Source organism: Friedmanniella luteola (assembly GCF_900105065.1).
Lineage (GTDB): Bacteria > Actinomycetota > Actinomycetes > Propionibacteriales > Propionibacteriaceae > Microlunatus > Microlunatus luteolus.
The window spans coordinates 787,379-804,596 of the sequence record NZ_LT629749.1 but is presented as its reverse complement, the minus strand read 5'-3'; the positions used below and the strand labels follow the sequence as shown (position 1 = coordinate 804,596).

The window sequence follows — 17,218 nt, the reverse complement described above, 5'->3', positions numbered from 1 at the left end:
CGGGGGGCGTCAGCGGTTGCCCGCGGCCGCGAGCGTCGACCCGGCCCGGCCCGCCGCCGCGGCCAGCCGGACCTCCACCACCAGCAAGGCGGCGACGACGAGGCCGGCGACCAGCTCGGGCACCGGGGTGAGGGTCCCGGCGAGGACCAGCACCACGGCCAGCCCGAAGGGGACGGCCGTGCGGGGCGACGCGTCGTGGCCGCGCAGCTGGATCAGCCAGATCATGGCCACCAGGACCGCGGTCGGCACGGTGACCGAGGCCCCGGTCACCAGCTCCGAGGCCTCGGCGTGGTGGGTCCAGTGGTCGACCCGGGCGGCCAGCCCGGCACCCACCGCGGCGGCCGCGGCGAACACCGCGTAGTGCCCGAACCCCCAGCGGAACGCGAGCCCGAGGTCGTCGTCCCGCGCCCGCTCGAGCACGGCACCGGCCTCGCGGGAGAAGTACAGCCACCAGCAGCTGAAGACGATCAGCACGGCGCTGAGCACGACGACGAGCACACCGGCCCGGGCGGCCGGGTCGGCGAACGCCCGCCCGACCGCGGTCGTGGCCGCGAGGATCGTCTCGCCCAGCACGATGATGAAGAACAGGCCGTAGCGCTCGGCGACGTGGTGCGGGTGCCAGCTGGTCAGCCCGGCGCGCTCGGCCCACACCGGGACGGCCATGTCGGCGGCGGCGAAGACGAGGAAGGCCGGCAGCCGCAGCCACTCCAGCTCGGCGAGCGGGATGAACGACACCCAGGCCAGCTGGACGACGACGATCCCGAGGGCGTAGCGCCGGTTGGTCGCCCGGTGGGCGGGGTCGTGCCGGGCGGCGCGCAGCCACTGCAGCACCAGCGCGATGCGCATCACCACGTAGCCGAGCACCACCACCGCGAAGTGGCCCTCGAAGACCAGCGGGATCCCCGCGGCCAGCACGAGCACGCCCAGGATCTGCACGATCGTCAGCAGCCGGTAGACGACGTCGTCGTTGTCGTAGGCCGAGGCGAACCAGGTGAAGTTCAACCAGGCCCACCAGATGGCGAAGAAGGCCATCAGGAACCCGGTCACGCCGGCGACGACGTGGTCCTCGGCGACGGCGTGGTGCAGCTCGGTGGCGGCGGCGGCGACGGCCACGACGAAGCAGAGGTCCGTCAGCAGCTCCAGCGGCGTCGCGACCCGGTGCTCCTCGCCGGGGTCCCGCGGGACGAGACGGCGGACCAGGGAGGTGGCGGGCGCGACGCTCATGCGCCGCACGCTAGGCGACCGGCCGACCCGCGCGCTACGCCGCGGACCTCCCGGCGCGCGCTACGCGACGACCCGCGCCCCCACCACCGGGCCGCTCACCCGGCGGACCTCGCGGCAGACGCCGTCCGCACTGAGCGCGACGGTGAGGTCGATGGCCGCGGCCTCGTTGGCGGCCAGGAAGGCGCAGGTGGGTCCCGAGCCCGACACGACGGCGCCCACCGCCCCGTACTCCAGGCCGGCCTCCAGCACCTGCCGCAGCCGGGGCTGCAGGTCCAGGGCGGCGTCCTGCAGGTCGTTGCTCAGGGCGGCGCCCAGCAGGGCCGGGTCGCCGCTGCGCAGCGCGTTCATCAGGTCGTCGGGCACCTCGGGGGCGCCGGCGTCCGGCGTCAGCTCGTCGAAGCGGCCGTAGACGGCCGGGGTGGACAGCCCGTGGTGCCCGAACGCCAGCACCCAGTGGTAGGTGCCGCGGGCCAGGGCGGGCACGACCTCCTCGCCCCGGCCGCTGCCCAGCGCGGTGCCGCCGAGCAGCGCGAAGGGGACGTCGCTGCCCAGCTCGGCGGCCAGCTCGCGGAGGCCGTCGGAGGAGACGTCGAGGTCCCACAGCACCGAGCAGGCCAGCAGCGCCGCCGCCCCGTTCGAGGAGCCCCCGGCCAGCCCCGCGGCCACCGGGATGGCCTTGCGGATGGTCAGGTGCGCCCCGAGGGAGTCGTAGGGCCCGTGGGTCCGGGCCAGCAGCCGGGCCGCCCGCAGCGCCAGGTTGGAGTCGTCGAGCGGGACCTGCGCGGCCCCCTCACCGCTCACCGCGACCGCGAACTCGTCGGGCTCGGCCCAGGCCGCCTCGACCTCGTCGTAGAGGGAGACGGCGTGGTAGACGGTCGCCAGCGGGTGGTAGCCGTCCGGACGCCGCCCGCCCACCTTCAGGGCGAGGTTGATCTTGGCGGGCACACGGACCCGTACTCCGACGGGGGTCGGCGGGAGAGGTGAGGCCACGGACCGAGGCTACGGCGTGAGGCCGACCCGCCCTCGGCTGGGCTCAGCCCTGGACGTCGCGGGCGGCACGGGCGTGCTCCAGCTGCTCGGCGATGCGCGCGAAGTCGCCGACCTGGAGCATCTCGCCCCGGGCCTGCGGGTCGACGTCGGCGGCGCTCAGCACCTCGCTGGCGGCGGCGGAGCTGCCGACCAGCCCCGACAGGGCGGAGCGGAGCATCTTGCGGCGCTGCCCGAAGGCGGCGTCGACCACGGCGAACACCTGCTCGCGGGTCGCGGTGGTGGCGGGCGGGGGCCGGCGGACGATCTGCACCAGCCCGGAGTCCACGTTCGGCACCGGCCAGAAGACGCTGGGCGGCACCGTCCCGATCCGGGACGACGCGGCGTACCAGGCCATCTTGACCGACGGCACGCCGTAGATCTTCGAGCCCGGCCCGGCCACCAGCCGGTCCGCCACCTCGAGCTGGACCATGACCAGCCCGCGCTGCCAGCTCGGGAAGGTGGCCAGCAGGTGCAGCAGCACCGGCACCGAGACGTTGTAGGGCAGGTTCGCCACCACCACGGTGGGGTCGCGCGGCAGGGTCGTCACGCCCAGGGCGTCCGCGGTGACCACGGCCAGCGCGTCCGCCCGGGCGGGCATCCGCTCGGCGACGGTCGTCGGCAGCTCGCCGGCCAGCAGCTCGTCGATCTCCACGGCGACGACGGCGTCGGCGACCTCGAGCAGGCCGAGGGTCAGCGACCCCAGGCCCGGCCCGATCTCCAGGACGACGTCGTCGGGACCCACCCCGGAGGCGGCGACGATGCGCCGCACGGTGTTGGCGTCGGTGACGAAGTTCTGGCCCCGCTGCTTGGTGGGCCGCAGGCCCAGCCCGGTGGCGATCCGGCGGACCGCGGTCGGGTCGAGGAGGCTCAGCGGATGCCCAGCTTCGACGTGCAGGCCGGCCACGCGCCCCAGCCCTGCCCGGCCTGGACCTTCTGGGCGACGGCGATCTGCTGCTCGCGGCTGGCCTGGTGCGGCATGCCGCTGCCGCCGTAGGCGCGCCACGTGCTGGGGGTGAACTGCAGCCCGCCGTAGAAGCCGTTGCCGGTGTTGATGCTCCAGTTGCCGCCCGACTCGCACTGCGCCAGGCGGTCCCAGACGCTGCCGGAGGCGACGCTGGGCGCCGAGGACCCGGACGAGCCGGAGCCGGAGCTCGTCGAGCCGCTCGAGGAAGAGCCGGAGCTCTTCGAGCCGCTCGAGGAGGAGCGGGCCGGGGCCTTCGGCGCGGCCGGCGCCTTGGTGCCGACCAGGACGACCTGGGCGCGCGGGGCCTCGGTCACCTTGCTGGCCACCTTGGTCCGCTTCGCGACCTCGCCGTTCTCACGCACCACGCGGTAGGTCAGCGTGCGGGTGCCCTCCCGGCCGGTGGTGCCGACCTTGGTGGTGCCGCGGGCCAGGGTCTTGGAGTCCTTGCGCACGGTCGTGAACGCGACGTCCTGCTTCTTCGTCTCCGTGCTGACGTCCACCTTGGTCCAGGTGAAGGCGTCGCCGTTCTTCAGCTCGTCGTCGGGGTCGACGCTCAGCCGGTCGTCCTCGTCGACCTTGATCTTGGCCGCGGCCAGCGCGTCCGCGACGGTCGTGCCCGTCGTCTCGACCTGGCGCTTCTTGCCGGCGGCCTTGATCGTGACGGTCTTGAGGGTGTCGACGTCGACGGCCAGGCCCTCGCGGCCGATGCTGGCGCTGCGGCTGGTCGACAGGTCGGCGCCGGTGGTGTTGACGCCCAGCGCGGCCAGCGCCTGGTCGAGGCTGGTCGCCGTGGTCCACACCGTCTTCTTCTGCCCGTCGACGGTGAAGGTCACCTGGCGGGCGAACTGCACGGCCACGCGGGTGCCGTCGGTGACCTTGGCGGACACGTCCGGGGCCACGACGTCGCGGCTGGTGACGGCGATGCCCTGGTCCTGCAGCAGCTCGCCCACGGTCCCGGCGGTGGTGGTCACGGTCGTCGGCGAGCCGTCGACGGACATGGTGACGTCCTTGTTCAGGGCGGCCCAGCCCACGGACGTCCCGGCCACGGCCAGAGCGGCGCCAGCGGCGACGACGGGGATGATCTTGCGCACAGCACTCCTGGAGGTGGTCCGCAGGGCGCGGACCTCGGCGACTTCAGGGCGCAGCGACGAGCCGGTCCCCGAAAACGGTCACGGAATAGTAACGGGCGGGCCGACACGACGCGAAATCCGCGCTCAGCACGACCGTGGCTGCTAGGGGCTGGACCAGCGGCCGCGGTGCACGAGGTCCTCGGCCGGCCGGCGGGCGCGGCGGGCCGCGGAGCCGCCCGCCCGGGCGTCCGGGGCCGGGTGCCCGAGGCTCAGCGCGCCGACGCTCAGCTGGTCCCCGGGCACCCCGAAGGCGGCGCGGACGGCCTGGACGCGGCTGGCGGGCACGCCGAAGAAGCAGGCGCCGAGCCCGGCGTCGACGGCGGCCAGCAGGGCGGCCATCGCCGCCATCCCGGCGTCGACGAACCAGTAGGGCGCCGACCACCGCTCCGGGTCGCGGTCGGACCAGCCCTTGTCGGGCTCGGCGTAGCGGTCGAGGTAGGCGTCGCGGCTCGTCCACACCAGGACGAGCACCGGCGCCGTCCGCATCCCGGCCAGCCAGCGGCTGGGCCGGTGCGGGTCGGCGCCGGGCAGGGCGGTCGCGGCCCAGAAAGCCTGGCGGGCGGGCGGCGTGTCCAGCACCAGGAGCGAGACGCCCTGGGTGAAGCCGGCCGACGGCGCACGCCGCGCGGCCGCGAGCACGGACTCCAGGGCGGCGGCGGCGACGGGACGATCCGGGTCGTAGCGGCGGACCATCCGGCGACGGCGGAGCGCCTCGCTGAGCTCCACCGCTACCAGGCCCCGCCGAACGCGGCCTCGGCGTTGGCGTCCAGCCGCGCGCAGAGCGCGGCCAGGTCGACGTCGAGCGCCGCCGCCAGGAAGCGCACCGTGTGCGGCACCAGGTAGGAGGCGTTGGGCCGGCCGCGGAGCGGCACGGGGGTCAGGTACGGCGCGTCCGTCTCGGTCAGCAGCCGGTCCGCCGGGGTGAGGGCGAGCGCCGCCCGGAGGTGGTGGTTGGGCTTGAACGTGACCGGCCCGGCGAAGGAGAGGTGCGCCCCGCGGTCCAGGCAGGCGCGGGCGAAGGCCGCGTCGCCGGAGAAGCAGTGCATGACGACCCGGTCGGGCACGCCCTCGGCGTCGAGCACGTCCAGGACGGCCGCGTGCGCGTCCCGGTCGTGGATGACGAGGGTGAGGTCGTGCTGGTGGGCCAGGGCGATGTGCGCGGCGAAGGCCTCGCGCTGGCGGGCCTGGCCCTCGGCGTCGGGCGTGCGGAAGAAGTCCAGGCCGGTCTCCCCCACCGCGCGGACACCGGGCCGCCCGGCCAGCGCGGCGACGGCCTCCAGTCCGGCGGTGAGCCCGTCGCCCAGCCGGGCGGCGTCGTTGGGGTGCAGGGCGACGGCGGCGACCACGCCGGGGAGACGGGCCGCGGCCTCGACCGCCCACACCGAGCTGGGCACGTCGCAGCCCACCTGCACGACGCGCGGCACGCCGACGGCCGCCGCCCGGTCCAGCGCCTCGGCGGGGTCGAGGCCGGAGAGCTCGAGGGTCGCGTCGAGGTGGCAGTGCGTGTCGACGACCGGGTGCGGCAGCGGGTCGGGCAGGGCGGGCAGGTCCACCGGGTCACCCTCGCAGGTCCGTGGACGCGCCGGCCCGCTCGGCCGGTCAGGGGGGCGGGGCCCGGTCAGGCCGACGGCGCCTGCCGTCGCAGGGCGACCTCGTAGAGCGCGTTCTTGGCCAGCCCCGTCTCGGCGGCGATCGTGGCGACCGCTGGCTTCAGCCGCGTCCCGGCCGCGACCAGGGCGAGCACGTCCGCGGCGGCGGTGTCGAGGTCGGCGACGACGACGGGCGCTCCCTCGACGACCAGGGTCACCTCGCCGCGGACCTCCCGCTGCGCCCAGGCGACCAGGGCGTCCAGCGGGCCGCGGACGACCTCCTCGTAGGTCTTGGTCAGCTCGCGGCAGACCGCCCCCCGGCGGTCCCCGCCGAAGGCGAGGGCCAGCGCCGCCAGCGCCTCCGCCGTCCGGTGCGGGGCCTCGAAGAAGACGAGGGTGCGGGGCTCCGCCGCCAGCTCGGCCAGCCGGCGGCCGCGCTCGCCGGGCTTGCGGGGCAGGAACCCCTCGAAGCAGAAGCGGTCGACCGGCAGGCCCGAGACGGCCAGCGCGGTGAGCACCGCGGACGGGCCGGGCACGGCGGTGACCGGGAACCCGGCCTCGACCGCGGCGGCGACCAGCCGGTAGCCCGGGTCGGAGACCGACGGCATCCCGGCGTCGGTGACCAGCAGCACCCGGGACCCCTCGGCCAGCGCCGCCAGCAGCTCCGGCGTCCGCTGCACCTCGTTGCCCTCGAAGTAGGAGACGACGCGCGCGGTGGTCGTCAGCTCGAGCCGCTGCAGCAGCCCGCGCAGCCGCCGGGTGTCCTCGGCGGCGATGACGTCGGCCCCCACCAGCTCCCGCCGCAGCCGCGGCGAGGCGTCGGAAACGTCCCCGATCGGCGTACCGGCCAGCACGACGACGCCGCCCGAGCCGCCCGACCCGCCCGGGTCACGGTTCTCGCCACTCGCTGCGCTCATCCCCCCAGGGTCCCAGACGCCACACCTAGGATGGTCCGGTGACCGAGCAGGTAGCCGCGGTCGAGCACATGACGCCCGTCCTCGACTCCCCGCCCAGGACCCCGCCCCCCGCCCCGCGTCCGCCGACCACGGTCGAGCGGCTGCGGCACCCCATGCCGGCCGACCGCCTCACGGGCTGGCTCGTGACCCTGGTCATCGGGGCGATCGCCTTCGGCCTCCGCGTGGTCGGCCTGGGCTACCCGAACAAGCTGGTCTTCGACGAGACCTACTACGCCAAGGACGCCTACTCGCTGCTCCGGCACGGCTACGAGCGCAGCTGGCCGTCCGGCGCGGACGCGCAGGTCACCGGCGGCACGCCGGACGTGATGCTGCAGCAGCCGTCGTTCATCGTCCACCCACCCGTCGGCAAGTGGCTGATCGCCGGCGGCGAGCAGCTGTTCGGGATGAACTCCTTCGGCTGGCGGTTCGCCTCCCTGGTGTTCGGGACCCTGCTGGTGATGGTGACGATCCGGCTGGTCCGGCGCGTCGCACGGTCCACGCTCGTCGGGGGCGTCGCCGGCCTGCTGCTGACCTTCGACGGCCTGGCCTTCGTCATGTCGCGGACCGCGCTGCTGGACATCTTCCTGGCCTTCTTCGTGATGGCGGCGGTGGCCTGCCTGGCCGCCGACCGGGACTGGATGCGCGGCCGGCTGGCCGGCCACCTGGAGACGCGCGGGCTCCCCGACCTCGGGGGCCGCTACGGCCCGCTGCTCCTGGTGCGGCCCTGGCGGATCGCGGCCGGCGTCTGCTTCGGGCTGGCCCTGGGCTCCAAGTGGAACGCCCTCTACCTGCTCGCCGCCTTCGCCCTGCTCTCCCTCGCCTGGGACGTCGGGGCCCGGCGCCTGGCCGGCGCCGGGTGGCGCGCCCCGACCGCCGTGCTGAAGGACGGCATCCCCGCCTTCGTGTCGCTCGTCGTGCTCGCCGTCCTCGTCTACGGCGCCAGCTGGGCCGGCTGGCTGGCCACCAGCGGCGGGTACGACCGCCAGTGGGGGGCTCAGCACCCGGGAGCGACCAGCGTCCGGCTCCTCGGCGCCGACCTCGCCTCGCTGCTCCAGTACCAGCGCGACATCTACGCCTTCCACACGGGCAGCTTCATCAACTCCGCGACCCACGCCTACCGCGCCGACCCGGCGGGCTGGCTGGTGGTGGCCCGGCCGATCGGCATCGACGCCGTCAACGGGATCACCCCCGGCACCGACGGCTGCCTGGGCCCCGACAACTGCATCCGGGTGATCAGCGGCATCGGCACGCCGGTGCTGTGGTGGGCGGCGATCTTCGCCCTCGTCGCCGCCGTGCTGTTCTGGGTCGGCGGCCGAGACTGGCGCTTCGGCATCCCGGTGGTCGGCGTCCTCGCCGCCTGGCTGCCCTGGTTCAGCCACGACACGCGCCCGCTCTTCTTCTTCTACGCGATCGCGATCATCCCGTTCTCGGTGATGGCCGTGGCGCTGTGCCTCGGCCGGGTCCTCGGACCACGCGCCGGCGGCGACCGGCGGATGGTCGGCGCCATCATCGCCGGGGCCTTCCTCGCCCTGGTGGCGGCCAACTTCGCCTACCTCTACCCGGTCCTCACCGACACACTGCTGCCCTACCCGGCGTGGCTGTCGCGGATGTGGTTCCGGAGCTGGATCTGAGAGCGGGGAGCTGTCCTGCCGAGCCGGCGCTCAACCGGTGCCCGGCCGGAGGCGGGTCGCGCCCGCTGCGCGACTAGAGTTCGGGGACCACCGGGGTCGCACCGTTCCCCGGACGAGGTGAGAGGCCGGTCTCCGTGGGGTCGTACGTCGCACGACGTCTCCTGAACTACGTCGTCCTGCTCTTCATCGCGGTCAGCCTCAGCTACCTCCTGGCGGCGAGCCAGCTGCAGCCGCGACGGCTCTACGAGCTGGTCAACCCGCCGCTGGACCCCGTCTCGGTCGAGAGCAATCTCCGGTTGCGCAACCTCAGCGACCAGGTGCCGCTGCTGGAGCGCTACTGGGTGTGGCTGAAGGGCGTCGTCCTGCACTGGGACTGGGGCGAGGCGCCGAAGGGCGGCGAGGTCGTCGACGAGGTCGGCCGCCGGATCTGGGTGAGCATCCGGCTGATCACCCTGGGCTCGCTGCTGGGCACGCTCGTCGGCGTGCTGCTCGGGGCGTGGACCGCGACCCGCCAGTACAAGCCGTCGGACCGGATCTCCACGGCGGCCTCGCTCTTCATCCTCTCGGTCCCGTCCTTCGTCATCGCCAGCGCCCTGCAGGTCGTGGCGACCAAGGTCAACAACGGCACCGGGCTGCGGCTGTTCGAGTTCATCGGCGAGACCGGCGACCGCGGCGACTACGTGGGCGCGGCGTTCGTCGACCGGGCCCAGCACCTCATCCTGCCGACGATCGCCCTGACGCTGATCAACGCGGCCTTCTTCAGCCGCATCCAGCGCAACCTCATGCTCGACGCCCTGGGCTCGGACTTCGTCCGCACGGCCAGGGCCAAGGGCCTCCGGCGCTCCCGGGCGGTGATGAAGCACGCGCTGCGCACGTCGCTGATCCCCACCGGGACCTACTTCGCATTCAGCATCGCGACCCTGTTCACGGGCGCCACCTTCATGGAGATCATCTTCGCCTTCCACGGCATGGGCGAGTACGGCGTCTCCACCATCACGGGCCAGGACGTCAACGGCACCGTGGCCGTGGTCGCCTTCAGCGGCGCCTGCGTGCTGGTCGGTGCCGTCCTGTCCGACATCGCCGTGGCCATCCTCGACCCGCGCGTGCGCCTCAGCTAGGAGATCCGGATGGGCCAGAACCTTCTCGAGCTCGCCGACGAGCACCCGATCGGCAACCCGCCGCCGACCGCGGAGGACGGCGGCAGGCGGATCTCGCGCAACCGGCTGGTGGTGCGCCGCTTCCTGCGCAACAAGAGCGCCGTCGTCGGGCTCGTGCTGCTCGTGGTCTTCGTGGCCGTCGCCCTGCTGGGTCCCTACCTGTCCAACTGGGCCTACGACGAGATCGACCGGCAGGCCTACCTCAAGCCCCCCAGCGACCGGCACCCGCTGGGCAGCACCCAGAGCGGCCGCGACATGTTGGCGCTCACCCTCCGCGGGTTGCGCAAGTCGCTGCTGATCGGCTTCCTGGTCGCCATCCTGTCCACCGGCATCGCCGCGATCGTCGGCTCGTTCGCGGCCTACTTCGGCGGCTGGTTCGAGCGGGTCGCGCTCTGGGTGGTGGACCTGCTGCTCGTGGTCCCCTCGTTCCTGCTGATCGCGGTGCTGACCACGAGCGGCCCGAAGGGGCCCAACTCCTGGCTGCTGCTCGTGGTCCTGCTGGCCGCCTTCGGGTGGATGCTCGCCTCCCGCGTGGTCCGCAGCCTGAGCATGTCGATCAAGGAGCGCGAGTACGTGCAGGCCGCCCGCTTCATGGGCCTGTCCGCACCCAAGACGATCGTCCGGCACGTGCTGCCCAACATCTCGTCCCTGCTGATCATCGACGCGACGCTCAACGTGAGCTCCGCGATCCTCGCCGAGACCGGGCTGTCGTTCTTCGGTTTCGGCGTGCAGCCGCCCGACACCTCGCTGGGCACGCTGCTCGGCGAGGGTGCCCGCCAGGTGAACAGCTTCCCGTGGCTGTTCGTCAGCCCGGCGATCGCCGTCGTCGCCCTCGTGCTGTGCGTCAACGCCGTCGGTGACGGCCTGCGCGACGCACTCGACCCCAACTCGGCCTCCGGAGGATCCGCCCGATGAGCACCACCACAACGCCCGCCGGCCCGGGCAAGGTCCGCCGGACGTCGTCCGGCACCGTCTTGAGCGTGCAGGACCTGCACGTCACCTTCCCGAGCGAGGCCGGGCCCGTGCAGGCCGTCCGCGGCCTCAGCTTCGACCTGGCCGCCGGCGAGACGATGGCCATCGTCGGCGAGTCCGGCTCGGGCAAGTCCGTGACCTCGATGGCGATCATGGGGCTGCACCCGGCCAGCGCGAAGATCAGCGGCTCGGTCACGCTGCACGGCGACGAGCTGCTGGGCCGCAGCGACGAGAAGATGTCCCGGCTGCGTGGTGAGTCGCTGGCGATGATCTTCCAGGACCCGCTGTCGGCGCTCACGCCGGTGTACACGATCGGGGACCAGATCGTCGAGGCGATCCAGACCCACCACGACCTCTCGCGGGCGGCCGCCACCCAGCGCGCCGTCGACCTGCTGGACCTGGTCGGCATCCCCAACCCGCAGGTGCGCGTCAAGTCGTTCCCGCACGAGTTCTCGGGCGGCATGCGGCAGCGGGCGATGATCGCCATGTCGATCGCGAACGACCCCGACGTCATCATCGCCGACGAGCCGACGACCGCCCTCGACGTCACCATCCAGGCGCAGGTGCTGGAGGTGCTCAAGAAGGCCCAGCGCGAGACCGGCGCGGCCATGATCATGATCACCCACGACCTCGGGGTGGTCGCCGGCATCGCCGACCAGGTCACGGTCATGTACGCCGGCCGCCCCGTCGAGCAGGGCAGCGTCGACGACATCTTCTACCGCCCGCGGATGCCCTACACCATCGGCCTGCTGGGGGCGGTGCCCCGGCTGGACGCCACCGAGAAGAAGGCGCTCGCCACGCTCGAGGGGAACCCGCCCTCGGTGGTCAACCTGCCCCCGGGCTGCCCCTTCGAGCCCCGCTGCCCGCTGTCGACCCCGGAGTGCCGGGAGGTCGAGCCGCCGCTCGTCCCGGCGGGGCACCCGGCCCACGTCGCCGCCTGCATCCACGTCGGCAAGGTGGCCGCCGGCGACCTCGGCTACGACGACATCTTCCCGACCCCCGCCCCGGCGCACTCGCCGCTGGAGCGGCTGCCGCGCGAGGAGCGCTCCACGGTGCTGCAGCTCGAGGGCATGAAGCGGCACTACCCGCTGATGAAGGGCGCGATCTACCGCCGGCGGATCGGCACCGTGCACGCCGTCGACGGGATCGACCTCGAGATCAAGGAGGGCGAGACGCTCGGCCTGGTCGGCGAGTCCGGTTGCGGCAAGTCCTCGACGCTGCTCGAGGTGCTGAACCTCAAGGCGCCCACCGAGGGGCGCGTCGTCGTGCTGGGCCGCGACACCGGGCAGCTGAAGAACGTGGAGCGGCGCGAGATGCGCCGCGACCTGCAGGTGGTGTTCCAGGACCCCATGGCCTCGCTGGACCCGCGGATGCCGGTCTTCGACCTGATCGCCGAGCCGATGGGGGTGTTCGGCGTCGGCAAGGCCGAGATCGAGCGACGGGTGCGCGAGCTGCTCGGCCTCGTCGGGCTCGAGCCGTCCCACGCGAACCGCTACCCGGGCCAGTTCTCCGGCGGTCAGCGGCAGCGCATCGGGATCGCGCGGGCCCTCGCCCTGGAGCCCAAGCTGATCGTCCTGGACGAGCCGGTGTCAGCGCTCGACGTCTCCATCCAGGCCGGCGTGATCAACCTGCTGGACGAGCTCAAGGCCAAGCTGTCGCTCTCGTACCTGTTCGTCGCCCACGACCTGGCGGTGATCCGGCACATCGCCGACCGGGTCGCCGTCATGTACCTCGGCAAGATCGTCGAGATCGGCGAGGTCGACGACGTCTACGACCACCCGACCCACCCCTACACCCAGGCCCTGCTGTCGGCGATCCCGATCCCCGACCCGCACGCCGAGCGCAGCCGGCGGCGGATCATCCTCACCGGCGACCTGCCGAGCCCGGCCAACCCGCCCAGCGGCTGCCGGTTCCGGACCCGCTGCCAGCGGTTCGCGACCCTGGGCGAGACCGAGCGGAGCCGCTGCGTCGAGGTCGTCCCGGAGCTGTACCAGATCGGTCGGCCCGACCACACCTCCGCCTGCCACTACAACGAGGAGGTCCGCGTGGTCCAGCCCGTGACCGCGCCGGCCGCACCAGACGGAGGCGCCCGGTAACACCCCTGTTGCACGCAGAAGGCACAGTTGACGCACCGCCGGGCGTGGGAACGCGGGCATCGTGCCCCCGCTCGTAGAGTGTTGATGCGCGGTCGACCACGAGCCGACCGCCAGATCTCATGGAGGAACAGTGAAGTCACGCAAGATCTTTGCGGGGCCGTTGCTGCTGGGGGCTTTCGCCCTGGCCGCCTGCGGCTCCGGTTCGTCGAACGACCCGGCGACCGACAGCTCGGACCAGCCGAGCATCGCCCCCGTCACGGCCCAGGACATCAACGTCCAGGACCGGGCGAACCTCGCCCAGGGCGGTGAGCTCCGGCTGGCCGTCAGCGACCTCGGCACGAACTGGAACCCACTCCAGATCGACGGCAACAACAACGAGCTCACCGGCATCCGGAACACGTTCTTGCCGAACTTCTTCAACTTCGACGCGAAGGGCGCCTACACCCCGAACGCGCCGTTCGTCACCTCGGCCGACGTCGTGTCCGACGACCCGACGACGATCAACCTGAAGCTGAACCCGAAGGCGGTCTGGGGCGACGGCTCGGCCATCGACGTCGACGACATCAAGGCCACCTGGGAGGCGTGCAACGGCAAGGACAAGTCCTTCCGCTGCGCCTCCACCGACGGCTTCGACAAGATCGCGAGCGTCACCTCCGGCGCCGACAAGTTCGACGTGACCGTGACCTTCAGCCAGGCCTACCCGGACTGGGCCTCGCCCCTCTCGCTGACGCTGAAGGCGGAGAGCGTCAAGGACGCGAAGACCTTCAACGACGGCTGGACCGAGCTCGACAACGACTGGCTCGCCGGGCCCTACAAGGTCGACGCCGAGGACAAGACCCAGAAGACGGTGAGCGTCGTCCCGAACGACAAGTGGTGGGGCGACAAGCCGCTCCTCGACAAGATCACCTGGCGCACCGTCGCCACGGACGCCACCCCGAACGCCTTCGTCAACGGCGAGATCGACGCCTTCGACATCGGCCCCGACCCGAACGGCTTCCAGCTGGCCTCCGGTGTCGCGGACGGCGCCGTGCGCAAGGCCGCCGGCCCGAACTGGCGCCACATCACCTTCAACTCCAAGGCCGGCGTGCTGAAGGACGAGAAGGTCCGCCAGGCGCTGGTCAAGGGCCTCGACCGGGCCGCCATCGGCGCGTCCGACCTGGCCGGCATCGACTGGCCGGTCACCCAGCTGAACAACGGCATCATCCTGTCGAACCAGCAGGGCTACGTGGACCTGGGCCAGAAGACCGGCATCGACTACAACGTCGAGCAGGCCAAGTCCGACCTGGAGGGCCTGGGCTGGGTCGCCGGTTCCGACGGCATCCGCGAGAAGGACGGCAAGAAGCTCACCGTCAAGTTCTCCGCCCTCGACGGCGTCCCGGCGTCGCAGAACGAGGCGCTGCAGACGCAGAACCAGCTCAAGGAGATCGGCGTCAAGGTCGACATCGTCAACGTCCCCGCCGACGAGTTCAACACGACGCTGTCCAGCCACTCCTTCGAGCTGATCGCCTTCACCTGGATCGGCACCCCGTTCCCGTTCGCCAACATCAACCAGCTGTACGGCACGGGCTCGGAGAGCAACTACCAGCAGGTCTCGCTGCCGGAGACGGACAAGCTCATCACCGAGATCAGCAAGGAGACCGACCCCGCCGCCCGGATCGACCTGGCCAACCAGGTCGCCGAGCAGCTGTGGACCAGCGTGGGCATCGTCCCGCTCTACCAGCGGCCCGAGCTGATCGCGACCAAGGCCAAGCTCGCCAACTACGGCGCGTTCGGCCTGAGCAGCCCGCAGTGGGAGAACATCGGCTTCCAGAAGTGAGCCGCTAGCACGACCCCGCGCACGCGGGAGACCTGACCGGAGGGCCGGCGCCGCAGGGCGCCGGCCCTCCGTGCGTCCAGGGCCGCCGCGCCCGCCCCTGCTAACGTCTCGACGTCATCACGGAAGAGCGGCAGGAGCGCCGGTGGACGCGAGGGATCAAGCCCTGGCCGACCTGGAGGAGCGGGTCCGGCGGCTGGAGGCCCGGCTGGGCGGCGACGAGCCCCGCGAGGAGCCGGCGGCGGGCGGCACCGCAGCCGACACCTTCTGGCTGCTGGACGCGCTGCGGGAGCGCGACCTCGCCGCGGCCGTGGCCTTCGGCGGCACGGCGGCCGACGCCGACGGCGCCCCCGTCTCCTGGCAGATCACCCGCGGCGCCGAGGACCTGACGACCACGGACTGGACCACCTCGGTCCCCGCCCTGGCCGCCCTCGGCCACCCGTCCCGGATGCAGATCCTGCAGCTCGTGGCCACCGGCCGCGCCCGCACCGCGGCCGAGCTGGCGCACGCGGACGGGCTGGGCACCACGGGGCAGATCTACCACCACCTGCGCCAGCTGGTCGGCGGCGGCTGGCTCCGCGTCACCACCCGCGGCCAGCACCAGGTGCCCCCCGAGCGGCTGATCCCGCTCTTCGTGGTGCTGGCGGCGACGTCGGGCCCCTGAGCACTCCTCTGCGCCCGCTGTCGTCCGCGCCCTGAACTTGTCGAAGGGCCTCCGACGAGCTCAGGCAACGGGGGCGCCGGCGGACCTCGAGCTCCGGCGACTCGAGGTCCGGCGAACGGTCCGGCGGAGCCGGACCACGTCTGACCCCCGAGCGCCGAGGTCGTCCTCGTCCTGTGTCTGACGGTGATCCCCCGTCGTCAACCGGGACTGGCGAGCGGTCGTGACCACCACGGTGTCGGCCTGACGGTAGCGGCCGCCGGGGCCCGGCACCAGGGTCCTAAGTCACGTCGTCGCGGGGTAGGCGACGTAGGCGAAGCGGTCGGAGTCGGGCGCCCAGCTGTTGACGTTGACCGTGCCCTGGCCGCCGCGGAAGGCGAGCACGTCGCGCAGGTCCTCCCCGGCCGGGCCCATCGTCCGCAACCGCACCTGGCGTCCGCCCGGGTGACCGGTCGTCCCGGGCGGGAAGCTGAGCACCAGCACCGTCGTCCCGTCCGGGGACACGTGCGGGAACCAGTTCACCGCCTCGTCGTCGGTGAGCTGGCTGATGCCGCTGCCGTCCGGGCGCATCCGGAAGACCTGCGCGTGCCCGGGCGCCGCGGCCGGCGCACCCTCGGGCCGCAGCTCGCTGTTGAAGTAGACCCACGCGCCGTCCGGGCTGTACTCCGGCCCGTCCGTGGGCGCGGTCGTGCGGGTCAGCTGCTCGTCGGCGCCGCCGGCGCTGGGGACGGTGAAGATGTTGCTGGTGCGCCGGCCCTGCTCGTCGGTCTGCACGCCGACGTAGGCCAGCATCGTCTCGTCCGGGGAGACACCGTGCAGGTAGTGGGTGAACCCGGGCCCGCGGTCGTTGGTGATCCGCTCCGGTCGGCCGCCGGTGAGCGGCACCCGGTAGAGGTGCCCGTCCGAGGACGAGGACAGGTACAGGGTCCGCCCGTCCGGGCTCAGCACGTGGTCGTTGTTGAGCTGGTCGAGGGGCGCGGTCTCGACCAGCTCCAGCGCGCCACCCCCCACCGGGATGCGGTAGACGCGTCCGTCGGCGTTGACGACCAGCCACCTCCCGTCCGGCGTCCAGTTCGGCGCCTCGACGTGGGCGTCGGTGGCCAGCACCAGCTGGTCCGCCCCGGTGGACAGCGTGTGCACCCGCAGCTCGGCCCGGACCCCGGGCTCGAGGCTCACGGGAGGATCCCGTCGACGTAGCCGCCGTCGACGCGCAGCGCGCCGCCGGTGGTCGCCGACGCCAGCGGCGAGGCGAGATAGGTGACCATGTTCGCGATCTCCTCAGGTTCGATCAGCCGCTGGATCAGCGACTGGGGTCGGTGGTGGCGCATGAACTCCCGCTGCGCCTGGTCCCAGGGCAGCTCGTCGCCCACCAGCGAGCGGACGAAGGCCTCGACGCCCCCCGTGTGCGTCGGCCCGGCGATGACGGCGTTGACGGTGACGCCGGTGCCCGCGGCCTCCTTGGCGAACCCGCGGGAGACGGCCAGCAGCGCCGTCTTGGACGTGCCGTAGTGGATCATCTCGACGGGGATGACCACGGCCGAGTCGCTGGCGATGTTCAGCACCCGCCCCCAGCCGCGCGCGGTCATGCCCGGCAGGTGGGCCCGCGTCAACCGCACGGCGGTCAGCACGTTGACCTCGAAGTAGCGCCGCCACGCCGCGTCGTCGATCTCCAGGGCCGGCGTCGCCTCGAAGATGCCCAGGTTGTTGACCAGCACGTCCACGTCGGGCAGCAGCGCGAGGGCGCGGGCGGTGCCCTCCTCGGTGGTGACGTCGGCCGCCACCTCGACCAGGTCGGCGGCCGGCAGCCGCTGCCGCAGCTCCGCGACCGCGCGGCCGACGGACTCCGGGGTGCGCCCGTTGACGCCGACGCGGGCGCCCGCCCCCGCCAGGCCGGCGGCGATGGCGGCCCCGATGCCCTGCGTCGAGCCCGTCACCAGGGCGGTCCGGCCGCTCAGATCGATGTGCACGACCCCACCCAAGCAGACGCCCTCGTCCG

General features: G+C 73.1%; 15 protein-coding genes. 6 read left to right on the top strand and 9 right to left on the bottom strand.

The window, feature by feature from the left end; all coding sequences use genetic code 11:
* Window positions 1–9 precede the first annotated feature (9 nt).
* From BLT72_RS03750 to rsmI, 7 genes are all read right to left on the bottom strand, one after another.
* Complete coding sequence (locus tag BLT72_RS03750; protein WP_091410302.1) at window positions 10–1,224, bottom strand: low temperature requirement protein A; 1,215 nt, start codon at window positions 1,222–1,224, stop codon at window positions 10–12.
* A gap of 60 nt (window positions 1,225–1,284) precedes the next feature.
* Window positions 1,285–2,214, bottom strand: a complete 930-nt coding sequence (locus BLT72_RS03745) for a 4-(cytidine 5'-diphospho)-2-C-methyl-D-erythritol kinase (RefSeq protein ID WP_091410299.1) — start codon at window positions 2,212–2,214, stop codon at window positions 1,285–1,287.
* A 43-nt stretch (window positions 2,215–2,257) separates the two neighbouring features.
* Entirely contained in the window at window positions 2,258–3,124 is an 867-nt protein-coding gene (gene rsmA, locus BLT72_RS03740) for a 16S rRNA (adenine(1518)-N(6)/adenine(1519)-N(6))-dimethyltransferase RsmA (RefSeq protein ID WP_091416622.1), read from the bottom strand.
* Window positions 3,121–4,308, bottom strand: a complete 1,188-nt coding sequence (locus tag BLT72_RS23265; protein ID WP_091410297.1) for a resuscitation-promoting factor — start codon at window positions 4,306–4,308, stop codon at window positions 3,121–3,123. Before BLT72_RS23265 ends, rsmA begins: the two co-directional genes overlap by 4 nt.
* 141 nt (window positions 4,309–4,449) lie before the next feature.
* A complete protein-coding gene (locus BLT72_RS03730) occupies window positions 4,450–5,073 on the bottom strand; it encodes a nitroreductase family protein (RefSeq protein ID WP_091410295.1) in 624 nt (207 codons plus the stop codon).
* 2 nt (window positions 5,074–5,075) lie between these two features.
* Window positions 5,076–5,900, bottom strand: a complete 825-nt coding sequence (locus BLT72_RS03725; protein ID WP_091410292.1) for a TatD family hydrolase — start codon at window positions 5,898–5,900, stop codon at window positions 5,076–5,078.
* Window positions 5,901–5,965: 65 nt separating this feature from the next.
* Entirely contained in the window at window positions 5,966–6,853 is an 888-nt protein-coding gene (gene rsmI / locus BLT72_RS03720; RefSeq protein WP_091410289.1) for a 16S rRNA (cytidine(1402)-2'-O)-methyltransferase, read from the bottom strand.
* Between the two features lie 152 nt (window positions 6,854–7,005).
* Here rsmI and BLT72_RS03715 point away from each other — a divergent pair, with 152 nt between their 5' ends.
* The 6 genes from BLT72_RS03715 to BLT72_RS22960 all read left to right on the top strand — a co-directional run bounded on the left by BLT72_RS03715 (window position 7,006) and on the right by BLT72_RS22960 (window position 15,225).
* Entirely contained in the window at window positions 7,006–8,523 is a 1,518-nt protein-coding gene (locus tag BLT72_RS03715) for a phospholipid carrier-dependent glycosyltransferase (RefSeq protein ID WP_091416620.1), read from the top strand.
* Between the two features lie 134 nt (window positions 8,524–8,657).
* Window positions 8,658–9,641, top strand: a complete 984-nt coding sequence (locus BLT72_RS03710; RefSeq protein ID WP_091410286.1) for an ABC transporter permease — start codon at window positions 8,658–8,660, stop codon at window positions 9,639–9,641.
* 9 nt (window positions 9,642–9,650) lie between these two features.
* The gene (locus BLT72_RS03705; RefSeq protein WP_091410284.1) at window positions 9,651–10,595 is read left to right on the top strand and encodes an ABC transporter permease; all 945 of its coding nucleotides are present in this window, start codon (window positions 9,651–9,653) and stop codon (window positions 10,593–10,595) included.
* Window positions 10,592–12,748: a dipeptide ABC transporter ATP-binding protein gene (locus tag BLT72_RS03700; RefSeq protein ID WP_091410281.1), complete on the top strand. Its 2,157-nt coding sequence runs from the start codon at window positions 10,592–10,594 to the stop codon at window positions 12,746–12,748. Before BLT72_RS03705 ends, BLT72_RS03700 begins: the two co-directional genes overlap by 4 nt.
* 130 nt (window positions 12,749–12,878) lie before the next feature.
* Window positions 12,879–14,564, top strand: a complete 1,686-nt coding sequence (locus tag BLT72_RS03695; RefSeq protein WP_091410279.1) for an ABC transporter family substrate-binding protein — start codon at window positions 12,879–12,881, stop codon at window positions 14,562–14,564.
* Between the two features lie 142 nt (window positions 14,565–14,706).
* A complete protein-coding gene (locus BLT72_RS22960) occupies window positions 14,707–15,225 on the top strand; it encodes a winged helix-turn-helix domain-containing protein (protein WP_231930306.1) in 519 nt (172 codons plus the stop codon).
* 282 nt (window positions 15,226–15,507) lie between these two features.
* Here BLT72_RS22960 and BLT72_RS03680 read toward each other — a convergent pair whose 3' ends face one another.
* Together BLT72_RS03680 and BLT72_RS03675 are read right to left on the bottom strand one after the other, a co-directional pair.
* On the bottom strand, window positions 15,508–16,398 hold the full coding sequence (locus BLT72_RS03680) for a TolB family protein (protein WP_091410273.1): 891 nt from the start codon (window positions 16,396–16,398) through the stop codon (window positions 15,508–15,510).
* Window positions 16,395–17,189: an SDR family NAD(P)-dependent oxidoreductase gene (locus BLT72_RS03675; protein ID WP_091410271.1), complete on the bottom strand. Its 795-nt coding sequence runs from the start codon at window positions 17,187–17,189 to the stop codon at window positions 16,395–16,397. Before BLT72_RS03675 ends, BLT72_RS03680 begins: the two co-directional genes overlap by 4 nt.
* Window positions 17,190–17,218 lie beyond the last annotated feature (29 nt).

Excerpts from the sequence above, each read along its gene's own strand:
- BLT72_RS03705 (WP_091410284.1), top strand. The coding sequence starts at position 9,651 with ATGGGCCAGAACCTTCTCGAGCTCGCCGACGAGCACCCGATCGGCAAC.
- BLT72_RS03715 (WP_091416620.1), top strand. The coding sequence starts at position 7,006 with ATGCCGGCCGACCGCCTCACGGGCTGGCTCGTGACCCTGGTCATCGGG.
- BLT72_RS03750 (WP_091410302.1), bottom strand. The coding sequence starts at position 1,224 with ATGAGCGTCGCGCCCGCCACCTCCCTGGTCCGCCGTCTCGTCCCGCGG.
- BLT72_RS03700 (WP_091410281.1), top strand. The coding sequence starts at position 10,592 with ATGAGCACCACCACAACGCCCGCCGGCCCGGGCAAGGTCCGCCGGACG.
- rsmI (WP_091410289.1), bottom strand. The coding sequence starts at position 6,853 with ATGAGCGCAGCGAGTGGCGAGAACCGTGACCCGGGCGGGTCGGGCGGC.